Source organism: Citromicrobium bathyomarinum (genome assembly GCF_038594485.1).
In the GTDB taxonomy this organism is placed as follows: domain Bacteria; phylum Pseudomonadota; class Alphaproteobacteria; order Sphingomonadales; family Sphingomonadaceae; genus Alteriqipengyuania; species Alteriqipengyuania bathyomarina_A.
Genome location: NZ_JBCFZG010000008.1, coordinates 381,141 through 400,030, shown reverse-complemented (window position 1 = coordinate 400,030; position 18,890 = coordinate 381,141). Strand labels below are relative to the sequence as shown.

The 18,890-nt window shown below is 65.2% G+C and carries 19 protein-coding genes; 9 read left to right on the top strand and 10 right to left on the bottom strand.

The features are described 5' to 3' along the window. Positions 1 to 7 precede the first annotated feature (7 nt). Positions 8 to 652: a hypothetical protein gene (locus AAG591_RS14795; protein WP_342532212.1), complete on the top strand. Its 645-nt coding sequence runs from the start codon at positions 8 to 10 to the stop codon at positions 650 to 652. Positions 653 to 702: 50 nt separating this feature from the next. After that, on the top strand, positions 703 to 1,308 hold the full coding sequence (locus AAG591_RS14790; protein WP_342532211.1) for a DUF4126 domain-containing protein: 606 nt from the start codon (positions 703 to 705) through the stop codon (positions 1,306 to 1,308). Positions 1,309 to 1,311: 3 nt separating this feature from the next. On the opposite strand, the gene AAG591_RS14785 is transcribed toward AAG591_RS14790, so the two are convergent. Then, positions 1,312 to 2,547 carry a polyhydroxyalkanoate depolymerase gene (locus AAG591_RS14785; RefSeq protein WP_342532210.1) on the bottom strand — a complete coding sequence of 412 codons (1,236 nt, stop codon included), beginning with the start codon at positions 2,545 to 2,547 and terminating at the stop codon, positions 1,312 to 1,314. Between the two features lie 221 nt (positions 2,548 to 2,768). Here AAG591_RS14785 and AAG591_RS14780 point away from each other — a divergent pair, with 221 nt between their 5' ends. The 5 genes from AAG591_RS14780 to AAG591_RS14760 all read left to right on the top strand — a co-directional run bounded on the left by AAG591_RS14780 (position 2,769) and on the right by AAG591_RS14760 (position 8,501). Further along, the gene (locus AAG591_RS14780) at positions 2,769 to 4,562 is read left to right on the top strand and encodes an ABC transporter transmembrane domain-containing protein (protein WP_342532208.1); all 1,794 of its coding nucleotides are present in this window, start codon (positions 2,769 to 2,771) and stop codon (positions 4,560 to 4,562) included. A 146-nt stretch (positions 4,563 to 4,708) separates the two neighbouring features. Continuing rightward, entirely contained in the window at positions 4,709 to 6,889 is a 2,181-nt protein-coding gene (locus AAG591_RS14775) for a M13 family metallopeptidase (RefSeq protein WP_342532206.1), read from the top strand. 85 nt (positions 6,890 to 6,974) lie between these two features. Next, a complete protein-coding gene (locus AAG591_RS14770; RefSeq protein ID WP_342532204.1) occupies positions 6,975 to 7,787 on the top strand; it encodes an undecaprenyl-diphosphate phosphatase in 813 nt (270 codons plus the stop codon). An 86-nt stretch (positions 7,788 to 7,873) separates the two neighbouring features. After that, on the top strand, positions 7,874 to 8,128 hold the full coding sequence (locus tag AAG591_RS14765) for a hypothetical protein (protein ID WP_342532202.1): 255 nt from the start codon (positions 7,874 to 7,876) through the stop codon (positions 8,126 to 8,128). A gap of 106 nt (positions 8,129 to 8,234) precedes the next feature. Continuing rightward, positions 8,235 to 8,501, top strand: coding sequence for a hypothetical protein (locus AAG591_RS14760; protein WP_342532201.1), 267 nt, complete (start codon positions 8,235 to 8,237; stop codon positions 8,499 to 8,501). Positions 8,502 to 8,624: 123 nt separating this feature from the next. On the opposite strand, the gene phhA is transcribed toward AAG591_RS14760, so the two are convergent. The 4 genes from phhA to AAG591_RS14740 form a co-directional block, all read right to left on the bottom strand. Beyond that, entirely contained in the window at positions 8,625 to 9,563 is a 939-nt protein-coding gene (gene phhA / locus AAG591_RS14755; RefSeq protein WP_342532200.1) for a phenylalanine 4-monooxygenase, read from the bottom strand. A gap of 68 nt (positions 9,564 to 9,631) precedes the next feature. Beyond that, positions 9,632 to 10,852 (bottom strand): acetyl-CoA C-acetyltransferase, encoded by a 1,221-nt coding sequence (locus AAG591_RS14750; RefSeq protein WP_342532199.1) that lies wholly within the window; start codon positions 10,850 to 10,852, stop codon positions 9,632 to 9,634. Then, positions 10,849 to 12,009: an acyl-CoA dehydrogenase family protein gene (locus tag AAG591_RS14745; RefSeq protein WP_342532198.1), complete on the bottom strand. Its 1,161-nt coding sequence runs from the start codon at positions 12,007 to 12,009 to the stop codon at positions 10,849 to 10,851. Before AAG591_RS14745 ends, AAG591_RS14750 begins: the two co-directional genes overlap by 4 nt. Before the next feature lie 100 nt (positions 12,010 to 12,109). Continuing rightward, entirely contained in the window at positions 12,110 to 12,436 is a 327-nt protein-coding gene (locus AAG591_RS14740) for a hypothetical protein (RefSeq protein ID WP_342532197.1), read from the bottom strand. Between the two features lie 225 nt (positions 12,437 to 12,661). Between AAG591_RS14740 and AAG591_RS14735 the strand changes: the two genes are divergently transcribed. Further along, positions 12,662 to 13,639, top strand: a complete 978-nt coding sequence (locus tag AAG591_RS14735) for a pectinesterase (RefSeq protein ID WP_342532195.1) — start codon at positions 12,662 to 12,664, stop codon at positions 13,637 to 13,639. Here the strand turns inward: AAG591_RS14735 and AAG591_RS14730 are convergent. The 3 genes from AAG591_RS14730 to xth are packed head-to-tail and all read right to left on the bottom strand — an operon-like array spanning position 13,636 to position 16,045. Beyond that, positions 13,636 to 14,157 (bottom strand): GNAT family N-acetyltransferase, encoded by a 522-nt coding sequence (locus AAG591_RS14730; protein ID WP_342532194.1) that lies wholly within the window; start codon positions 14,155 to 14,157, stop codon positions 13,636 to 13,638. The genes AAG591_RS14735 and AAG591_RS14730 overlap by 4 nt on opposite strands. After that, the gene (gene ribA / locus AAG591_RS14725) at positions 14,154 to 15,194 is read right to left on the bottom strand and encodes a GTP cyclohydrolase II (RefSeq protein WP_342532298.1); all 1,041 of its coding nucleotides are present in this window, start codon (positions 15,192 to 15,194) and stop codon (positions 14,154 to 14,156) included. The genes AAG591_RS14730 and ribA overlap by 4 nt, the downstream gene beginning before the upstream one ends. Before the next feature lie 53 nt (positions 15,195 to 15,247). Beyond that, positions 15,248 to 16,045, bottom strand: a complete 798-nt coding sequence (gene xth / locus AAG591_RS14720; RefSeq protein ID WP_342532193.1) for an exodeoxyribonuclease III — start codon at positions 16,043 to 16,045, stop codon at positions 15,248 to 15,250. 156 nt (positions 16,046 to 16,201) lie between these two features. On the opposite strand from xth, the gene AAG591_RS14715 reads away from it, so the two are divergent. Continuing rightward, complete coding sequence (locus AAG591_RS14715) at positions 16,202 to 17,653, top strand: alkaline phosphatase (protein WP_342532192.1); 1,452 nt, start codon at positions 16,202 to 16,204, stop codon at positions 17,651 to 17,653. A 265-nt stretch (positions 17,654 to 17,918) separates the two neighbouring features. Here AAG591_RS14715 and AAG591_RS14710 read toward each other — a convergent pair whose 3' ends face one another. Beyond that, positions 17,919 to 18,587: a LolA family protein gene (locus AAG591_RS14710; RefSeq protein ID WP_342532191.1), complete on the bottom strand. Its 669-nt coding sequence runs from the start codon at positions 18,585 to 18,587 to the stop codon at positions 17,919 to 17,921. 77 nt (positions 18,588 to 18,664) lie between these two features. Beyond that, positions 18,665 to 18,832 carry a 50S ribosomal protein L33 gene (rpmG, locus tag AAG591_RS14705; protein ID WP_010233410.1) on the bottom strand — a complete coding sequence of 56 codons (168 nt, stop codon included), beginning with the start codon at positions 18,830 to 18,832 and terminating at the stop codon, positions 18,665 to 18,667. Positions 18,833 to 18,890: the final 58 nt, after the last annotated feature.

Below are 18,890 nucleotides of genomic sequence, written 5' to 3'. Positions count from 1 at the left end.
GTCGCTGATGCGCCTGCCCCTTCTTGCACTTTTCGCGACGCTGGCCGTGGCTGGCTGCTCGTCCGAGCCAGATCCCGACGGTGCAGACGGCACTGCGGATGACACCAGCGCATCGCACACCGCGAGCCCGGCAGCGCAAGCGACCGGGGTGGAGGACACACCCGACGGGGAGTCTTCTTCCGGGAAGGGCTACACCTCCAGCTACACCAAGCTCGACCTCGACAAATGCCGCGTGCTCGACAAGAGCACGGGCGAGGGGAGCTGGATCGAATTCCGCTGCCCCGGCCTGCAGGATATCCCCCTGTTCGTAAGCGAGGGCGACGGGCGCTTCGATGTCGATGCGGGCATCAAGAACGGCGACTTCGCCACGATATCTGCCTTCAACGAGATCGGCGATACGATCGAATGGCGGCTGCGCGACGGCAAACCGTTCGCGGTGATATTCCGCTACCGCGATGTCAGCATGGAAAGCGCGCCCCGCTCGGTGCTGGCTGTGGAGACCATCGGGAGCGACGGCGTGCCCGGTTGCCGGGTGGCGCAGATCGACGGCAGTACCTCAAGCGCCAACCAGCGCGCGCGCGAAATCGCGGATAGCGAAGCGATCGGTTTCGATTGCGGGAAAGAGCCGCAATATATCGGCGACGCACGCTAGCGTGCGCTCGATTTACAGTACTGGCCGCTGAAATGTGCTAGGATGCCGCGATGGGCATCATCGAACTTCTCGGCCTCGCGGGCAGCGTCAGCCTGCTTTCCGGCTGGCGGCTTTATGCAACGATCCTGATCACCGGGCTCGCGATGCGGACCGGGTGGGTGCCGCTGCCCGAGCAGTTGCAGGTGCTCGACGTGCTGGCCAATCCCTGGGTGCTGGGAGTGGCGGCGGTCGGTGCGGTGATGGAATTCCTCGCCGACAAGGTGATGTGGCTCGATTCGATCTGGGATGCGATCCATTCGCTGATCCGCCCCGTCGGCGGCGCGCTGCTGGCGCTGGCGATCGTCGACCCCGGCGATCCGACGTGGCAGGTCGTCGCCTTCCTGCTTGGCGGGGGTGCTGCCTTCGCCGCGCATGCCGGCAAGGCGAGCGCGCGCGCAGCGGTCAACATGAGCCCCGAACCGGTGAGCAACGTCGTCGCCTCGACCGCAGAAGATGTCGCGACCGTCGGGCTGCTGGCGCTGGCAATCGCCAACCCGGTCGCCGCAGCGGTGATCGCAGCCGTGCTGCTGGTGCTCAGCATCGTGCTGATCGTGGTGGTCGGGCGCGCAGTGAAGCGCTTCTTCAGGCGAACACGCGAGCGACCAGGCGCGGTCTAGCGCCTAGCCGTTGGCGGCCATGAATTCTTCGACGACCGGCGCGATCTTGGTGCGCCACTTGCTGCCGTTGAAGATACCGTAGTGCCCTGCGCCCTCGGCGAGGTAGTACCGCTTCTTCTTGTCGGACAGGTTGCGCGCCAGCGTCAGCGCGGCCCTGGTCTGGCCGATGCCCGAAATATCGTCGCGCTCGCCCTCGACCGCGAGCAGGGCGGTCTGCTTGATATCGCCGAGGTCGATCACCTTGCCGCGATGTTCGAACTCGTTGTTGGGCAGTGAGTGCTTCTGGAACACCTCTTCCACCGTCTGGAGGTAGAATTCCGCCGTCATGTCGCACACGCTGCGGTATTCCTCGTAGAAATCCTTGGTCAGCTGCGCGCTGTCGTCCTCGCCTGCGACCAGATGCTTGTACATCTCGTAATGCGAGAGGATGTGGCCGCCCAGGTTCATGCTCATGAAGCTCGCCAGTTGCATGAAGCCGGGATAGACGCGCCGCCCGCTGCCCGCATATTGGGCGGGCACCGTGGCGATAACGTTCTGCCGGAACCAGCTGAGCGGCCGCTTCATCGCCATGTCGTTGACCGTGGTCGGGCTTTCGCGCGTGTCGATCGGCCCGCCCATCATGGTCAGCGTTTTGGGAGAAGCCTTGTCGTTCGCGCCGTTCATCAGCGCGGTCGCGGCGAGCGCGGGGACCGAGGGCTGGCAGACCGCGATCATGTGCGCCGCCTTGCCATCACCCCGCTGCGCGATCTCCTGCAGGAACTCGATGATGTAGTCGATGTAATCGTCGAGGTCGAAGCGCCCTTCGGCAAGCGGGACGTCGCGCGCATCGTGCCAGTCGGTGATGTAGACCTCGGCACTTTCGACCATCCGTTCCACCGTGCCGCGCAGCAGCGTGGCGAAGTGGCCGCTCATCGGGGCGACGATCAGCACCGCGGGCGCATCGTCGGGCAGGTTCGCGCGGCGGAACCGCTTGAGATCGCCGAAGGGGCGGTGCAGCACCAGCGTTTCGGACACCGGATCGGCCTTGCCCTTCACGCTGACGCTTTCGATGTCGAATTCCGGCTTGCCGCGCCGAATCGTCGCATGCGCGAACACTTCGAGCGCCGAGCCCGCGATCGGACCGAAGCGGGTATAGGCCATCGGGTTGCGCGGGTTGGTCAGCCATTCGGAGCCGATCGATGCCATCGCGCTGGCGCTGTTGAGCCAGGCGGACTGCAATTCGTAGGCGTGATAAAGCAAGGGGGCCTCTTGGATCAGTGTCGCGGCGAATATCGCCGCCGGGTTGGGCTATAGCCTGCCCGGGTTAACGCCATTGTGCAATGCACAAGGCAACAGCGCAACGCACAAGGTGGATCGCGTGTCCATCCCCCGTGGATTTCCGCAGACGAGGCGGCTAGGCGGGGTCGCACATGGCTCGCGAAAATCAGACTCCCACAGGGCGACGGCGACGCAGGGGCGGCATGCCCGACGAAGATGCCGGGCGTCCGCGCGCACGCTCGCTCGCGCCCCTTCGCATGGTATACCGTGAAGCGGCGCGTTACCCGCGCGAAATCGCCTTCGCGGTTGCCGCGCTGCTCACCACATCCGCCGCGACGCTGGCGATTCCCTGGCGCTTCAAGGTGATCGTGGACGACGCGTTCGGCGGGGGCGCCGGGCCGGATCAGATCGCGCACGCCTTCGAATACCTGCTGATGATCGTCGTGGTGCTGGGCATTGGCACCGCGCTGCGGTTCTACTTCGTCAGCTGGCTGGGCGAGCGGGTGGTCGCCAATATCCGCCTCAAGGTGCAGGAGAACCTGCTGCGCCAGTCGCCGAGTTTCTACGAGGAAAACAGCCCGAAGGAGATTTCGAGCCGGATGACCTCGGACACCGCGATCATCGAAACGGTCGTGGGCACCACGGTTTCGGTCGCGTTGCGTAACAGCCTGACTGCGATCGGCGGCATCCTGCTGCTGCTCTATCTCGCACCCTCGCTCACTCTGGGCCTGCTGATCGGGATTCCGCTGGTGCTCGCCCCGATCGTGTTCTTCGGGCGCAAGATCCGGTCGGTCTCGCGGTCCAACCAGGATCGGGTCGCCGATGTCGGGGCCTATGTGACCGAAGTGCTCAGCGCGATGCCGATCGTCCAGAGTTTCGGCCAGGAACGGCGCGAGGGCGAACGGTTCGCCGGTGTGGTCGAGCGGACCTTCGATAGCGCCAAGCGGCGCATCCTGCTGCGCGCGGCGATGACCTCCATCGTCATCGTGCTGATCTTCGGCGGAATCACGATGGTCATGTGGCGCGGCGCGATCGCGGTGTCGGAAGGCGCCATCACCGGCGGAACGATCACTGCTTTCGTGCTCACCGGCGGGCTGGTCGCCGGGGCTTTCGGATCGCTCACCGAGGTTTACGGCGATCTGTTGCGTGGTGCTGGCGCGGCAGACCGGCTGGCCGAATTGTTGCAGGCGGAGCCGACCATCGCGCCGCCCGCAAAACCCCAGCCGCTGCCGGTCCCGGCGCGCGGCAGCCTCTCTTTCCGCAACGTCAGCTTCACCTATCCCAGCCGCCCCGGCGAGCGGGTGATCGAAGACCTGACGCTGGAAATCGAACCGGGCGAGACCGTCGCGCTCGTCGGCCCTTCGGGGGCGGGCAAATCGACGCTCTTCATGCTGGCGCAGCGGTTCTACGATCCCAGCGAAGGCACGATCCGGCTCGACGGGATTGCCCTGCCGAGCGCCGACCCCGCCGAGATCCGCGAACGGATGGCCTTCGTCCCGCAGATCGGCACGCTGTTCTCCGGCACCGCGCGCGACAACCTGCGCTACGGACGCTGGGAAGCCACCGACGAGGAAATTTGGGAAGCCGCGCGGCTCGCCAATGCGGCCGATTTCATCGAGGCGCTGCCGCACGGGCTCGACACCGATCTGGGCGAGGATGGCACGCGCCTGTCGGGCGGTCAGCAGCAGCGCATCGCGATCGCCCGCGCAATCCTGCGCGATTCGCCGATCCTGCTGCTCGACGAGGCGACCAGCGCGCTCGACGCGCAGAGCGAGCGGCTGGTGCAGGATGCGCTGGCCCAGGTGATGCGCGGCCGCACGACGCTGGTGATCGCGCACCGTCTGGCGACCGTGCGTGCGGCGGACCGGATCGTGGTCCTCGAAGGCGGCCGGATCGTCCAGCAGGGCACGCATGACGAGCTGGTCGCGCGGGGCGGCCTGTACGGCAGGCTGGCGCAGTTGCAGTTCGACCCCGCGAACGCCGGAGCCATCCGATAATCGAACAACCTCAATCGACTAGCGACATATCGCAGCCGACGAGCGACACCGCTGGCGGCCCGTCCGGGTCTATGCCGGCACCATCCGCAATCCGCCATTCATCGGGCGGAGCGATACACGCGTTTTTTGCAAGCAAGAGGGATATCATGATCCGTACCGTTCTTACGACCACCGCCAGCGCGATGGCGCTGGTACTGGCGGTCCCCGCCGCTGCCGGGCAGCTCGACACCCATGGCTCGCAGCCAAGCGATCTGGACATGCTGGTGCAGGACGACGGGACCGCCGATGTGCCCATGCCGACGATGAGCTTCGGCGATTGGGGGGTCGATACCTCGCTGCTGTCCGACACGATCGATCCGGGCGACGACTTCTTCGCCTACGTCAACCAGGAATGGCTCGATGCCAACCCGCTGCCGGCCGAATTCAGCCGCTTCGGCGCGTTCAACCTGCTACGCGAAAAATCGACCAGCGACGTGAAGGCCCTGGTCGACGAGCTGGTGGCCAAGCCCGCCAGCGAACTGACCGCCGACGAGAAGCGTATCGTCGAGGCGTACGAATCCTATAACGACACCGCCGCGATCGACGCCGCCGGCCTTGCTCCGGCGCAGCCCTATCTCGACAAGATCCGGGGCGCGAAGACGCTGTCGGAACTCGTCACCTTGTGGGGCACGCCCGGCTATCCCGCGCCGATGGGCGGCGGGGTCAGCGTCGACGCCAAGGAACCGACCCGCTATTCGGTCTATCTGGGTTCGGGTGGCCTGGGCCTGCCCGATCGCGATTACTACCTTGATGACAGCGATCGCGGGAAGGACATCCAGGCCAAGTATCGCGAATACCTGACCTTCCTGTTCGACCAGGCAGGCTACGCCGATGCGGAAGGCATGGCCGAAAATGTCTATGCCTTCGAAGACAGCATTGCGCGCAAGGTTTCGTGGGATCGGGCCACCCGCCGCAACCGCGACCTGACCTACAACGCGCTGTCCCCGGCAGAGCTGGGCAAGCTGGTCGAAGGCTTCCCGACCACCGCGTTGCTCACCGCCAGCGGGTTTGCCGATACCGACCGCTTCATCGTCGGCGATCTGCCGCCGACTGCCGAAGAGGCCGAGGCGCTCGGCCTCGACGAAGCGACGCTGGCCAAGATCGGTGGCGGCACCCCGGCGATGATGACGCTGCTGCTCGACACGCCGATGGACGTGCTGCAGGCGTGGACGATCAAGGAATTTCTCGAAGGCAATGCTGCCGTCCTGCCGTCGAAGTTCGACGAGGCGGATTTCGCCTTCTACGGCAAGACGCTGAACGGCACGCCCGAACAGCGCGCACGCTGGAAGCGCGCCATCGGTGAAACCGAAGGGCTGCTCGGCGAACTGGTCGGCAAGAGCTATGTCGAGCGGTACTTCCCGGCCGAGAACAAGGCCGCGATGGTCGATCTGGTCGCCAACCTGCGCAAGGCGCTGGCGCAGAGCATCGATGAAAACGACTGGATGAGCGCGGCGACCAAGAAGGAAGCGCTGGCCAAGCTCGACGCGTTCGATCCCAAGATCGGCTACCGCGACAATCTGGAAACCTACCAGGGCCTTACCGTCACCGACGGCAACCCGCTCGCCAACCGTATGGCGGCTGCCGAATGGAACTGGAAAGACAACCTTTCCAAGCTTGGCGGACCGATCGACCGGACCGAGTGGGGCATGCTGCCGCAGACGGTGAACGCCTATTACAACTCGACCAAGAACGAGATCGTCTTCCCCGCAGCGATCCTGCAGCAGCCCTTCTTCGGGCTGACCGCAGACGCGGCCGTCAACTATGGCGGGATCGGCGGCGTGATCGGGCACGAGATGGGCCACGGTTTCGACGATCAGGGCTCCAAGTCGGACGGCACCGGGATGCTGCGCAACTGGTGGACCGATGCGGACCGTTCGGCGTTCGACGCGCTTACCGACGCACTGGTTGCCCAGTACGATGCGTTCTGCCCGCTCGACGATGGCGACACCTGCGTCAACGGGCGCCTGACGCTGGGCGAGAACATCGGCGATCTGGGCGGGCTCAGCCTTGCCTATCGCGCCTACAAGCTCAGCCTCAACGGCAAGGAAGACAAGGTGATCGACGGCCTGACCGGCGACCAGCGCTTCTTCCTCGCTTGGGCGCAGGTGTGGCGTTCGGCCCAGCGCGAGGAAAGCTATCGCCAGCGGCTGCGCGTCGACCCGCACAGCCCCGAGGAATACCGCGTCAACGGCGTCGTGCGTAACATGGACGAATGGTACAAGGCGTTCAACGTGACTCCCGACGATGCCCTGTACCTGCCGCCCGAAAAGCGCGTGCGCATCTGGTAAGCGCGGTTCGCGCACTTGCCACGAAGTGATCCGGAGGGCCGCGCAAGCTTGACTTGCGCGGCCCTCTCTCCATGAGGCTGCACGCATGGACACCACCCTCACCGCGATCCTCCTCGGCATTGTCGAAGGACTGACCGAATTCGTGCCGGTCTCCTCGACCGGGCACCTGATCCTGGCCTCCGAACTGTTCGGCTACGATTCGTCCGAATGGGCGATGTTCAACGTGGTCATCCAGCTCGGTGCGATCCTCGCGGTGGTCTACCAGTACTGGGGCACCTTCTGGAACGCGGGGATGGGTGTGCTGCGGCTCGAAAGCGAAGGGCTGCGGTTCGCCCGCAACATCCTGGTCGCCTTCCTGCCTTCCGCCGTCCTGGGCCTCGCGTTCAAGGACTATATCGACATCATGCTCGGCAGCCCGTCGATCGTTGCCTGGGCGCTGATCCTCGGCGGGATCGCGATCCTCGGGATCGAACGCGTCGCCAATCCGAAGGGCGATGCCACGGTGGCCGACCTTCCGCTGATCCAGGTGATCGGCGTCGGCTTCGCGCAATGCCTCGCGATGGTGCCGGGCGTGAGCCGCTCGGGCGCGACGATCATGGGTGCGCTGGCGATGGGCGTGAACCGCAAGACCGCGGCCGAATTCTCGTTCTTCCTCGCCGTGCCGACGATGATCGGCGCGACCACGCTGGAGCTTTTCCAGAAAGGCGGCGAACTGACCGCGGGCACCATGCGTGTCGGCTGGGGCGAGATCGCCATCGGCTTCGTCGTCAGTTTCATCGTCGCGCTGTTCGTGATCCGCGCCTTCGTGGCCTATGTCAGCAGACGCGGCTTTGCGCCCTTCGCATGGTACCGCATCGTCATCGGATCGGCGGCGCTGATCTGGCTGTTCGCGAGGTAGGCGGGGGGCCGCACGGCCCGGCAAGAGGGAACCTGAGGCCGCTTCGGCTGTTGCAGAAGTTAACCTAGAACAAGTTTTCGGATGCAATGGGCTTATTGATTCTTCTGTGCAGCGGTGCCGTGCTCGGCTGGCTGGTGGCTCTGATCACCGGCGCACAGGACACTCGGGCGGCCTGGTTCAGGGTGATTCTGGGCGCGGCGGCGACGGTCGCTTCGGGCGCGCTGGCATCCGACATGCCGCTGCTCGATACGCTCGGCGTACACACCCTGATGGTCGCGCTGGCGACCTGCTGCAGCGTTCTTGCGCTGGTTTCGATCCTCGAGCCGCTGGCCCGCCGTTAACCCCCATAAATGTTAGTCTCGCCCCCCGAATGAGGCAGATTCAGGGTATCCGTGTGGCAGAAAGATGGCTATGCGGGTCTCCTCATTCCAATCTAGGGGAAGAATCATGAAGACCACTTTCAAGGCTGCAATGTTCGCCACGACCATCGCTCTGGGCCTCAGCGTTGCTGCTTGCGGCGAAAAGGCCACCACCGAAGACGCAGCCGAAACCCCGGCTGACGACACCATGGTCGACGAAACCGTGGTTGAAGAGCCCGCAACCGACGCTGCGATGGGCGAAGGCACCATGACCGACGAAGCGACCACGGACGCAACCGCGACCGACGCTGCTACGCCGGCTGCTGAATCGACCGAAGCTCCTGCCGCCGAGTAATCGCGCGTCATCCTTTGGATGAATTCGACCGGCCCCGAAGCAATTCGGGGCCGGTTTTATTTTATCTGGAGAATGCGCGAAAGACGGCACTGACTGCGGTCGCCTCGGCTCGTCACATCGAGTCTAAACGGGGCGCGCAGAGCTTCCGCGACCGCCGCGCAGCAGATATTCCTGCGTCCCGACATTGAGGACATCGTCGAGATCGATCACCGCCGAATTGGCGTAGGTGAAAGATACCGGCAGGCTCTGGTACAGGCGCTCGAAATCGCGCTCCACCGTCTTGCGATAGAGATCTTCGAAACTCTCGATCACGAAATAGGTCGGCTGCAGGTCGGAGATCACATAGTCCGTCCGCATCACGCGATCGACGTTGAGCATGATCCGGTTGGGGCTCTGTGCCTCGACCGAGAATACCGCCTCGGTCGGGCCCGAAAGAATGCCCGCGCCATAGGCGCGCAAGCCTTCGTCTTCCATGATCAGGCCGAACTCGACCGTGTACCAGTACAGCGCGCCGAGCGCCTTCAGACGGTTGTACTCCATCGCCCGCCAGCCGGCCTTCCCGTACGCCTGCATGTAGTCCGCGAAAACCGGGTTGGTCAGCATCGGCACGTGGCCGAACACGTCGTGGAAGACGTCGGGTTCCTGGATGTAGTCGAAGGTTTCGCGCGTGCGGATGAAATTGCCCGCCGGGAAGCGGCGGTTGGCCAGATGCCAGAAGAACACGTGATCGGGGATCAGCATGGGCACGGGCACCACGCTCCACCCGGTCAGCTTGTCCAGCGACTCCGACAATTCCTTGAAATCGGGCACGCCGCCGGTGCCCAGATCGAGCCGGTCGAGTCCCTCCATGAACGCGCTTGCCGCGCGCCCGGGCAGGATTTCCATCTGCCGCGCGAACAGGTCGTTCCAGACGGCGTCGTCTTCGCTGTCGTACTCGGTCTGCTTGGGCTCGAGCCAATCTTCCCCGACATGCTCGGGCCGTTTGAGCGGCGCGGTGAACACATCGCTGTCGAGAGTGGGGATCTCCGAAAAATCCGGCTTGATTTCGGTCACTTCATTCATGCTGAGCGCGATAGCATCTTGCGCGTTTCCGCACAATTAAACTGCATGTCGCGGCTCTGGCGCACCCCTTACACCGCGCGTTCGAACAGCGCGGCGAGCCCCTGTCCGCCGCCGATGCACATCGTCTCGAGCGCGTAGCGCCCTTCGCGCCGGTGCAGTTCGTGCGCCATGTCAGCGAGTATACGCACGCCGGTCGCGCCGATCGGGTGGCCGAGCGAAATGCCCGAGCCATTGACGTTGAGCATGTCGCGGCGGCTGTCATCCCCGCTCCAGCCCCAGCCCTTGAGCACGGCGAGAACCTGCGGCGCAAAGGCCTCGTTCAGTTCGACGAGGTCGATGTCGTCCCAGCCCTTACCGCTACGCGCGAACAGGCGCTGCGTCGCCGGGACCGGGCCGATGCCCATGCGCGCCGGATCACACCCGGCGGCAGCCCAGCTGTCGAACCACAGCATCGGTTCGAGGCCCAACTCGGCCAGCTTGTCTTCGGACACCACCAGGCACGCAGCGGCGGCATCGTTCTGCTGGCTGGCATTGCCCGCGGTGACGATCCCGTCCTTCTCGATCGCCCTCAGGCTGCCGAGGCTTTCCATCGAGGCATCGGGGCGAAAACCTTCGTCGCGGTCGAACCGGATCGGGTCCTTGCGGCGCTGCGGCACGTCGACCGGCACCAGCTGCGCATCGAACTTGCCCGCGTCCCACGCGGCGGCGGCCTTCTGGTGCGAGGCGACCGCGTATTCGTCCGCCGCCTCGCGCGAAATGTCGTAATCCTTGGCGAGGTTCTCCGCCGTCTCGATCATGCCCGAGATCACCCCGAAGCGCTCGATCGGCTGGCTCATCAGCCGTCCGCGCGTCAGCCGGTCCCACAGCGCCATGTCGCCCATCTTGGCGCCCTGACGGGCTTTGGTGGTGTAGTGCTCGACATTGGACATCGACTCGACGCCGCCCGCCAGCACGCAGTCTGCCGCGCCAGTCTGCACCATCATCGCCGCCTCGATCACCGCCTGCAGGCCAGAGCCGCAGCGCCGGTCGAGCTGGAAGCCGGGCGTTTCGATCGGCATGTCCGCGGCGAGCCACGCCCAGCGGCCGATCGCGGGGGCTTCGCCACTGCCATAGCCTTGCGCGAACACCACATCGTCGACGCGCGACGGATCGACGCCCGAGCGTTCGACCAGCGCCTTGATGATGATCGCCGCGAGCGGCCCCGCCTCCAGCGGGGTCAGCGTGCCGAGGAAGCGCCCTACGGGCGTTCGCAGCGGGGAGACGATCGCGGCGCGGCGCAGCTCGCTCATGCCTGGCCTCCGGCGGCGAAGTTGCGCAGCATGTTCTTGGCAATCACCAGCTGCATGATCTGGCTGGTGCCTTCGTAGATGCGGTAGATGCGGCTGTCGCGGAAGAAGCGTTCGGCCTCGTATTCCGCCAGATAGCCCGCGCCGCCGTGGATCTGCACGCAGCGGTCGGCCACGCGGCCGCACATTTCGGACGCAAACAGCTTGGTGCTGGCGGCGGGCAGCAGCGAGGGTTCGCCCGCGTCGACCTTGGCACAGGCGTCTTTCAACATGCATTCGGCGGCGTAGATTTCCGATTCGCTGTCGGCGAGCATCGCCTGGATCAGCTGGAACTGGCTGATCGGCTCGCCGAACGCCTTGCGCTCCAGCGCGTATTTCATCGCCGTGTCGAGAATGCGCCGAGCGTAGCCCGCGCTTGCCGCCGCGACCGACAGCCGCCCGTTGTCGAGGCTCATCATCGCGGTGCGGAAGCCCTGGCCTTCCTCGCCGCCGAGCAGCGCATCGCCGTCGACATGCACATCGTCGAGATAGATGTCGGCGATCTGGCTGCCTTCCTGCCCCATCTTCTTGTCGGGCTTGCCGACGGTGACGCCGGCCTTTTCCATGTCGACGAGGAAGGCGGAAACATGCGCGTTCTTGGGCAGGGGTTCCTTGCTGGTGCGCGCCATGATCAGGCCCAGCTTCGCGAAGGGCGCGTTGGTGATGTAGCGTTTGGAGCCGTTGAGGATGTAGCCGTTGCCGTCCTTCACCGCGGTGGTCTGCATCGCCGCGGAATCGGAGCCGCTGCCCGGCTCGGTCAATCCGAAACACGCAATTTGACCGGCGGCGAGGCGCGGAAGCCATTCGGCCTTCTGCTCCTCCGTGCCCGATTTCTTCAGCGCGGTGCACACCATGCCGAGGTTGATCGAGGTGATCGAGCGATAGGCGGGCAGCGCGTAGGAGAGCACGCGGATCGTCTCGACATATTGCGAGGTGTTCATCCCCGCACCGCCGTATTCCTCGGGCATGGTCAGCCCGAACAGACCCATTTCGCGCATCTCGTCGAGGATCTCGGCAGGAATCGCGTTGGCGGCGATCACCTCCTTCTCGGCAGGGATCAAACGCTCGTGCACGTAGCGCCACAGCTGTTCGATAAACTGGCCGAAGACCTCGGCATCCATTCCCGGCATTGTCGTCCCTTTTAAGGCTCTGGTGTTCTGGTGGTACGATCAGGGCCGGGCAGACGCGTGGCGCTGCCCGGCCCTGGAATCGTAGTCAGCCCTAGTTTTCGTTCATCTTGTCCAGTTCGGCCTTGATATCCGCTGCCGCCTTCTCGGCCGCCTCGGCATCGTTCGCCATCTTCTCGCGCTCGGCAGCCTGACGTTCCTCGAAGGTCGAGGTTTCGGTCGGAGCGGGCGCGGGCATCGGTGCGGGGGTGGCAAGGCTGTCGTCTTCGACAGGCTCGGCATCGACGTCGCTCATCGCGTCGTCCGCGACGATTTCGACGTCTTCGGCCACGACCTCGTCGCTGGCGTCTTTCGAATCGCCGCACGAAGCCAGCGCAAGCGCGCCCATGCCGATCAGCCCCAAACGGATAGTGAATTTCATGTCGATGTGCCTCCAGATGTAAATTTCGTGCGCTGCGCGGCCCCAGCCGTCGCGCGCGCAAGTCGCTACGCTAGGCGCAAGGCGTGCCTTCGGTAAAGAGCGCATCGGCCCAAAATGCAGGCTTGCACAGGGCAGGCCCCGGTCGGGAATGATTAGCGGCTTGTTTACCATTATCCACTAATTCTGCCGCGCATGACCCAAGACCGCAAAAGCGCCAGCGCACCTATGCCCAAACGGATCACCCTTGGCCGTCCGCCGGTCGCCATGGTCGCGGGAATCGCAATTGCCGCCGTCGCGCTGATACCGCTGGCCGCGCTCATGGCTCAACCTGCCGCCGCGCCGTTCACCGTGGTCGAGACGAATCGCGGTTACGCATCGCTGCAGGAGGCGGTCGACGCCATCGGATCGGGCGAGGGCAGCATTGCCATCGCCCCGGGCACCTATCGCCAGTGCGTCGTCCAGACTCGCGGACGTATCGCCTTTCTGGCGACCGAGCCGGGCAAGGTCGAATTCAGCGGCACCGCCTGCGAGGGCAAGGGCGCCTTCGTACTGCGCGGCACCGAGGCCAGCGTATCCGGCATCATCTTCAGCAACATCAGCGTGCCCGACGGCAATGGTGCGGGTATCCGCATGGAATCGGGGACGCTGACGGTTGCCAATTCGTGGTTCCGCAACAGCGAGCAGGGCATCCTGACTGCAAACGATCCGAAGATGCGGCTGGTGGTCGACCGTTCGACCTTCACCCGCCTCGGCACGTGCGAGAATTCGGGCGGCTGTTCGCATTCGATCTACACCGGCGATATCGGGCACCTTCGCGTCACCCGCAGCCGGTTCGAGCAAGGAACTGGCGGCCATTACCTCAAATCCCGCGCCGCGATGGTCGAGGTGGCCGCGTGCAGCTTCGACGATTCGAACGGCAGCGCGACCAACTACATGATCGACCTGCCGCAGGGTGCGCGCGGTCAGATCACCAACAACTGGTTCGTGCAGGGTGAGGACAAGGAAAACTATTCCGCCTTCATCGCGGTCGGCGCGGAAGAGCAGACCCACAGTTCGGACGGCCTGACGATCGCAGGCAACGATGCCCGCTTCGTGCCCACCGTCTCGCGCCAGTCGGCCTTCGTGGCGGACTGGACGGGCGCGAGCCTGCGGATCAGCGACAACCGGCTCGGCACCGGTCTGACGCCGTTCGAGCGGCGCTAGCCCGCAGCTTCGTAACCGAAAGCCTTTGCGTAACGGACCGTGCCCCGGGGGCGCGGGCCCTCGCCGAGCATCCGAACCTGAAAGCGGTCGGCCGGAAATCCCGGCAGGGTCAGGTCCGCATCTTTGGCAAATCCGAAGCGCTCGTAGGCACCGGGATCGCCCAGCAGGACGAGGCCCTTCGCACCCATCGCCTTCATCCGCTCCATCCCCTCGGTCGCGATTCGCGAGCCGATGCCGGTCCGCTGCCGGGTCGGCATGACGGAGATCGGGCCCACCGCGTACCAGCCCTGCGTTCCATCCGAGATGGTGACGGGCGAAAAGGCGATATGGCCGATGATCGCCTCGTCCATATTGGTCGCCACGAGCGACAGCGTCAGGTCGCCGTCGTCGCGCAAGGCGTTGACGATTTCCTGTTCGTTTCCGTCGGTGCGGCCGTCCTTGGCAAAGGCGGCTCGGGTCAATGCATAGATCGCGGGGATGTCGGCTGGCTGCTCGTCGCGAACGGTCAGCCAGCTCATCGAAGAAGATGGCCCGATCGGTCGCGTTTCGTGGCGAGATAGCGGGCGTTGTGGGGGTTGGTGCCGGTATCCAAGGGAACTCGCTCGATTATTTCGATGTCTTGCTGTTCCAGTGCGGTAAGCTTGGCCGGGTTATTCGTCAGCAGGCGGATACGCAGAATCCCCAGTAAACGAAGCATGCGTCCCGCAATGGGAAAGTCCCTCGCCTCGTCGGGCAGGCCGAGCCGCTGGTTCGCCTCGACCGTGTCGTGCCCCTGCTCCTGCAACTGGTAGGCGCGCAGCTTGTTGACGAGGCCGATCCCGCGACCTTCCTGCCGCAGATAGAGGATCACGCCGTAGCCGCCGTTCTCCGCCTCGCGGGCACACGCGGCGAGCGCATTGTCGAGCTGCGGCCCGCAATCGCATTTGAGGCTGCCGAAAACATCGCCGGTCAGGCATTCGGAATGAAGCCGTACCACCGGGACCTTGTCGGCGCTCTGCCGCCCGATGATCAGCGCGGCATGTTCGCGCAGGTCCGCCGGGGAACGGAAGATCGCGATCTCCGCATGCTCGGCGGCGGCGGTCGGCAGGCGCGTGCGCGCAGCGATGCGCAGCGTGTCGGGCGCGGAAAAGGCAGCCAGGTCTGCGGTGTCGACGGCAACCGGCTCCTCCCGGTCGGGCGAAGGGTCGAGCAGGAAGGCGGGCAGTACCCCGGCGCGCCGGGCAATTTCCAGCGCGGTGCGCGGCCATTCGGCGTCGGGCAGGCCGAGCGCGCGAAACGGGCCCTTCATGGGGTTGGCGAGATCGAGCGCGGGATCGGAAACCGCGCGGGCCAGATCGAGCGTGAAGGGTTCGCCCCCCTCGATCAGGACAGGCGCGTGCGGCACCGCCGCTTCGCGCTGGTTGGCGAGCTTGAGCGTTTGCGCGCGCGCTGCCGAGATCAGCATCCGCTCGGCGCAGGCTTCGGGATCGGCGGCGGTCTCTGCGGGGAGCAGCACGGGGCCATCGTCGACGCGGATCGGCCAGCCGTGCCGCAGCGCGTCGATCGCCTGCGCCAGCGCCCGCGCGTTGCCCGATGCGTTGCCGGACGCTGGGCCGGGGGCTTTCGCGCTCAGAGGGAGAACTCCGTGGTCAGCGGAACGTGATCCGAAGGGCGTTCCCAATTGCGCGCTTCTTCCAGGATGGTGTGCCGGGTGGCCTGCTTCGCCAGATCGGGGCTGGCCCACATGTGGTCGAGCCGGCGGCCCTTGTCGTTGGTCTGCCAGTTGGGATTGCGGTAGCTCCACCAGCTATAATACCGCTGCGGCGCGGGCACATGTTCGCGCCCGATATCGGTCCAGCCGTGCGCGTCCATAAAGCGTTGCAGCGCCTCGACCTCGATCGGCGTGTGGCTGACCACCTTGAGCAGCTGCTTGTGGCTCCACACATCGCTTTCGAGCGGGGCGATGTTGAAATCGCCCACGATCAGCGTCGGCTGGTCGACCTTGTCGGCCCAGCGCGCCATGCGTTCGAGGAAATCGAGCTTCTGGCCGAACTTCGCGTTGACCTCGCGGTCGGGCACGTCGCCGCCTGCGGGGACGTAGACATTCTCGATCACCATGCCCTGGTGCGCGGGATCGGTCAGCTGCACGCCGACATGGCGCGCCTCGCCATTATCCTGCCAGTCGTAACGCGAGATTTCCCGGAACGGCAGGCGGCTGACCGTGGCAACCCCGTGGTAGCCCTTCTGCCCGTGGATCGCGATATGCTCGTAACCCAGCTCGCGGAACGCCTTGGCCGGGAATTGCTCCTCGATGCACTTGATCTCCTGCAGGCACAGGACGTCGGGCGCGTGGGCGGTGAGGAATTGCTCGACCAGCGGCATGCGCAGGCGGACCGAGTTGATGTTCCAGGTGGTGACAGAAACCATGCCGGGGGACTTAGGGTGGGGGGCAGGTCCGGGCAAGCCGGGTTGAGGTATGTTGCGATAGATCGCGCGTACCGGCCATTGCCGTCGTGCAATTGTCGCATTGATGCGCAATGGGGCATCGGCAATATGCGCGACATTACGACCACGGAGCCTGCCATGATCCGCCCTTCCAAGAACTCGCGCCGGGCCGCTGTCCTGGCGATGCTGATGGCGCTGCCGCTGGCGGCGTGCGGCAACACGACCAATTATTACGGCGTGGATCCTGCTGCGGGCACCGCTCCGGTCGCATCGCAAGGCAAGGCGAAGAACGTCATCCTTTTCGTCGGCGACGGAATGGGCATCTCCACCATTACCGCCGCGCGCATTCTCGCCGGGCAGCAACAGGGCCTCGATGGCGAGGAATATTCGCTCAGTTTCGAGAAATTCCCCGACACCGCGCTGGTCAAGACCTACAACACCGATGCGCAGGTGCCCGATAGCGCTGGCACCGCGACCGCGCTCAACAGCGGCAGCAAGACCCGCATGGGCGTGCTCAATGTCGCGCCCGAGCCCGCGCGCGGCGACTGCGCGGCGGCGCAGGGCCAGAACCTGCCGCTGATCGCCGACGAAGCGCACGCAAAAGGCAAGGCAGTCGGCATCGTCACCACCACGCGGCTGACCCACGCAACGCCTGCCGCAGTCTACAGCCACAGCCCCGACCGCGACTGGGAGGCCGATTCGGACATTCCCGCAAGCCAGCAGGGCCTCGGCTGCACCGACATCGCGGCGCAGCTGGTCGACTTCCCGTTCGACCTCGCTTTCGGCGGCGGCTCGCGCAATTTCTACGGCAGCGCGAAGGGCGGCAAGCGCAGCGACCCGAACGCGGATTTGCCCGCCCGCTGGGCCGCGCGTACCGGCGGCACCGTGGTGACCGACACCGCGAGCATGCGCCGCGCCGATCTGGACGAGCCGGTGCTGGGCCTCTTTTCGCCCAGCCACATGACCTACCAGCTCGACCGCACGGACGAGACCAAAGAGCCGACGCTGACCGAGATGACTGCCGAGGCGATTCGCCGGCTGTCGAGCGACCCCGATGGCTTCTACCTGATGATCGAAGGCGGGCGGATCGACCATGCGCACCACGAAGGGCGCGCCGGATATGCTCTGGAAGAGACGGTCGAACTGGCCCGCGCGGTCCAGTACGCGCTGGAGAATACCGATCCGGACGAGACGTTGATCCTCGTCACCGCCGATCACAGCCACGTGTTCACCATGGCGGGCTATCCCAAGCGCGGCAATCCGATCCTCGGCCTGGTCTACCCGCCTGCAGGCGGCGACGAAGAGCATCCCGGCGGCACCGAGGGGCCGATGCTGGCACGCGACGGCCAGCCTTACACCACGCTCGGCTACGGCAACGGCCCCGGCGCAGTACAAGGCGAGCGCGGCATGCCCGAAACGGGGCCGAACGCCACGCAGCAGTCGCTCATCCCGCTCGGCTCCGAAACGCATGGCGGCGAGGATGTCGCGCTGTTCGGCACCGGCCCGGGCGCGTTCCGCGTCCACGGCGTGATCGAGCAGAACCTCGTCTACGACATCATGCGCGCCGCCTACGGCTGGGAAGAAGAGTAAGGCGCACGACCCTCGCCCGGCGCGATATTGGCCAATATCACAAGAAAACCCCCGCGCCGGGGGCATTGGCGCGAGGGTTCCTTACGAGCGTTCGTCACGCTTGCTACAAGGCCTGCGGTATGAAGGGGAACCGAAGGGGCAACAGGGGGGAAACCCGCCGGTTCATCAGGCCTTGTGAGATTTAAACTAGGCCCGCCTGCCTTGCTTGCCAATGAACGCGAGGGGGCAGCCGACCGCTTTTGAGGGGCATCCCTCGACGAACGGTTTACCTGGGCCGACGGGATGCGCGGCGCGGGTCCTTGTAGGTGAACGACGACTCGCTCACCGACACGCCGTATTTCTGATTCGACAGCCGCACCGTGGTGCGATTGTTCTGCGCATCGAGCGCGACCCAGTTGGTCAGCTCCCACCCGCCCGGCGCGCCGGACTTGCGCACGAAGATCATGGTGATCGTGCCGTATTCGGGCTTCTGCGGGTCTTTCACCTCGACCGACAGCACGTTCGGATTGCCCGTGCTGCGCAGCTTGCCGTACTTCTTTACGTCGCGCTTGGGATCGAGCAGCGCGCCCAGCGGCGAATTGCCGATCGGCCAGCGCTGCACCTGATTGACCTCGTAATCGATCATGGTCAGCGACTTGCCGTTGGACACGATCAGCAGCGGCACGCCCTTGGCGTATTCGAAGCGAATCTTGCCCGGACGCTTGAGCGTCATCGTGCCGTTGACGGTCTGGCCGTTGCGGTCGGTCTGAGTAAAGCTGGCGCGCATCGTGTTGATGCCGCGCAGCGCGGCGACAGCATCGTCGAGCGTGCCCGCCGATGCGGCAAGCGCAGGCGAGGGCAGGGCGATCGTCGCGGCGATCGGTGCGCCGGTGATCAGGGCGAGGCTGGCGAGCCCGGCAAGCGGGCGGCGAAGCAGATCAGTCTTGGTCGTCATGCGGTCTTCCGTAAAGGTTTCGGAGTGAACCGCGCGTGAGCGGCACTGGTTCCGTACCGCAAGGTTGAAACCCGACCTTACTTGATCTTGGCTTCCTTGAACTCGACGTGCTTGCGCACGACCGGGTCGTATTTGCGGAAGGTCATCTTCTCGGTGATGTTCCGAGGATTCTTCTTCGTCACGTAGTAGAAGCCGGTGTCCGCAGTCGACACGAGCTTGATCTTGACGGTTGCGGGCTTCGCCATAACTCAATCCTGCCAGTTCAAAGGCCCGGCCATCGGTGGGTTGCCCGACAGGGCTTCA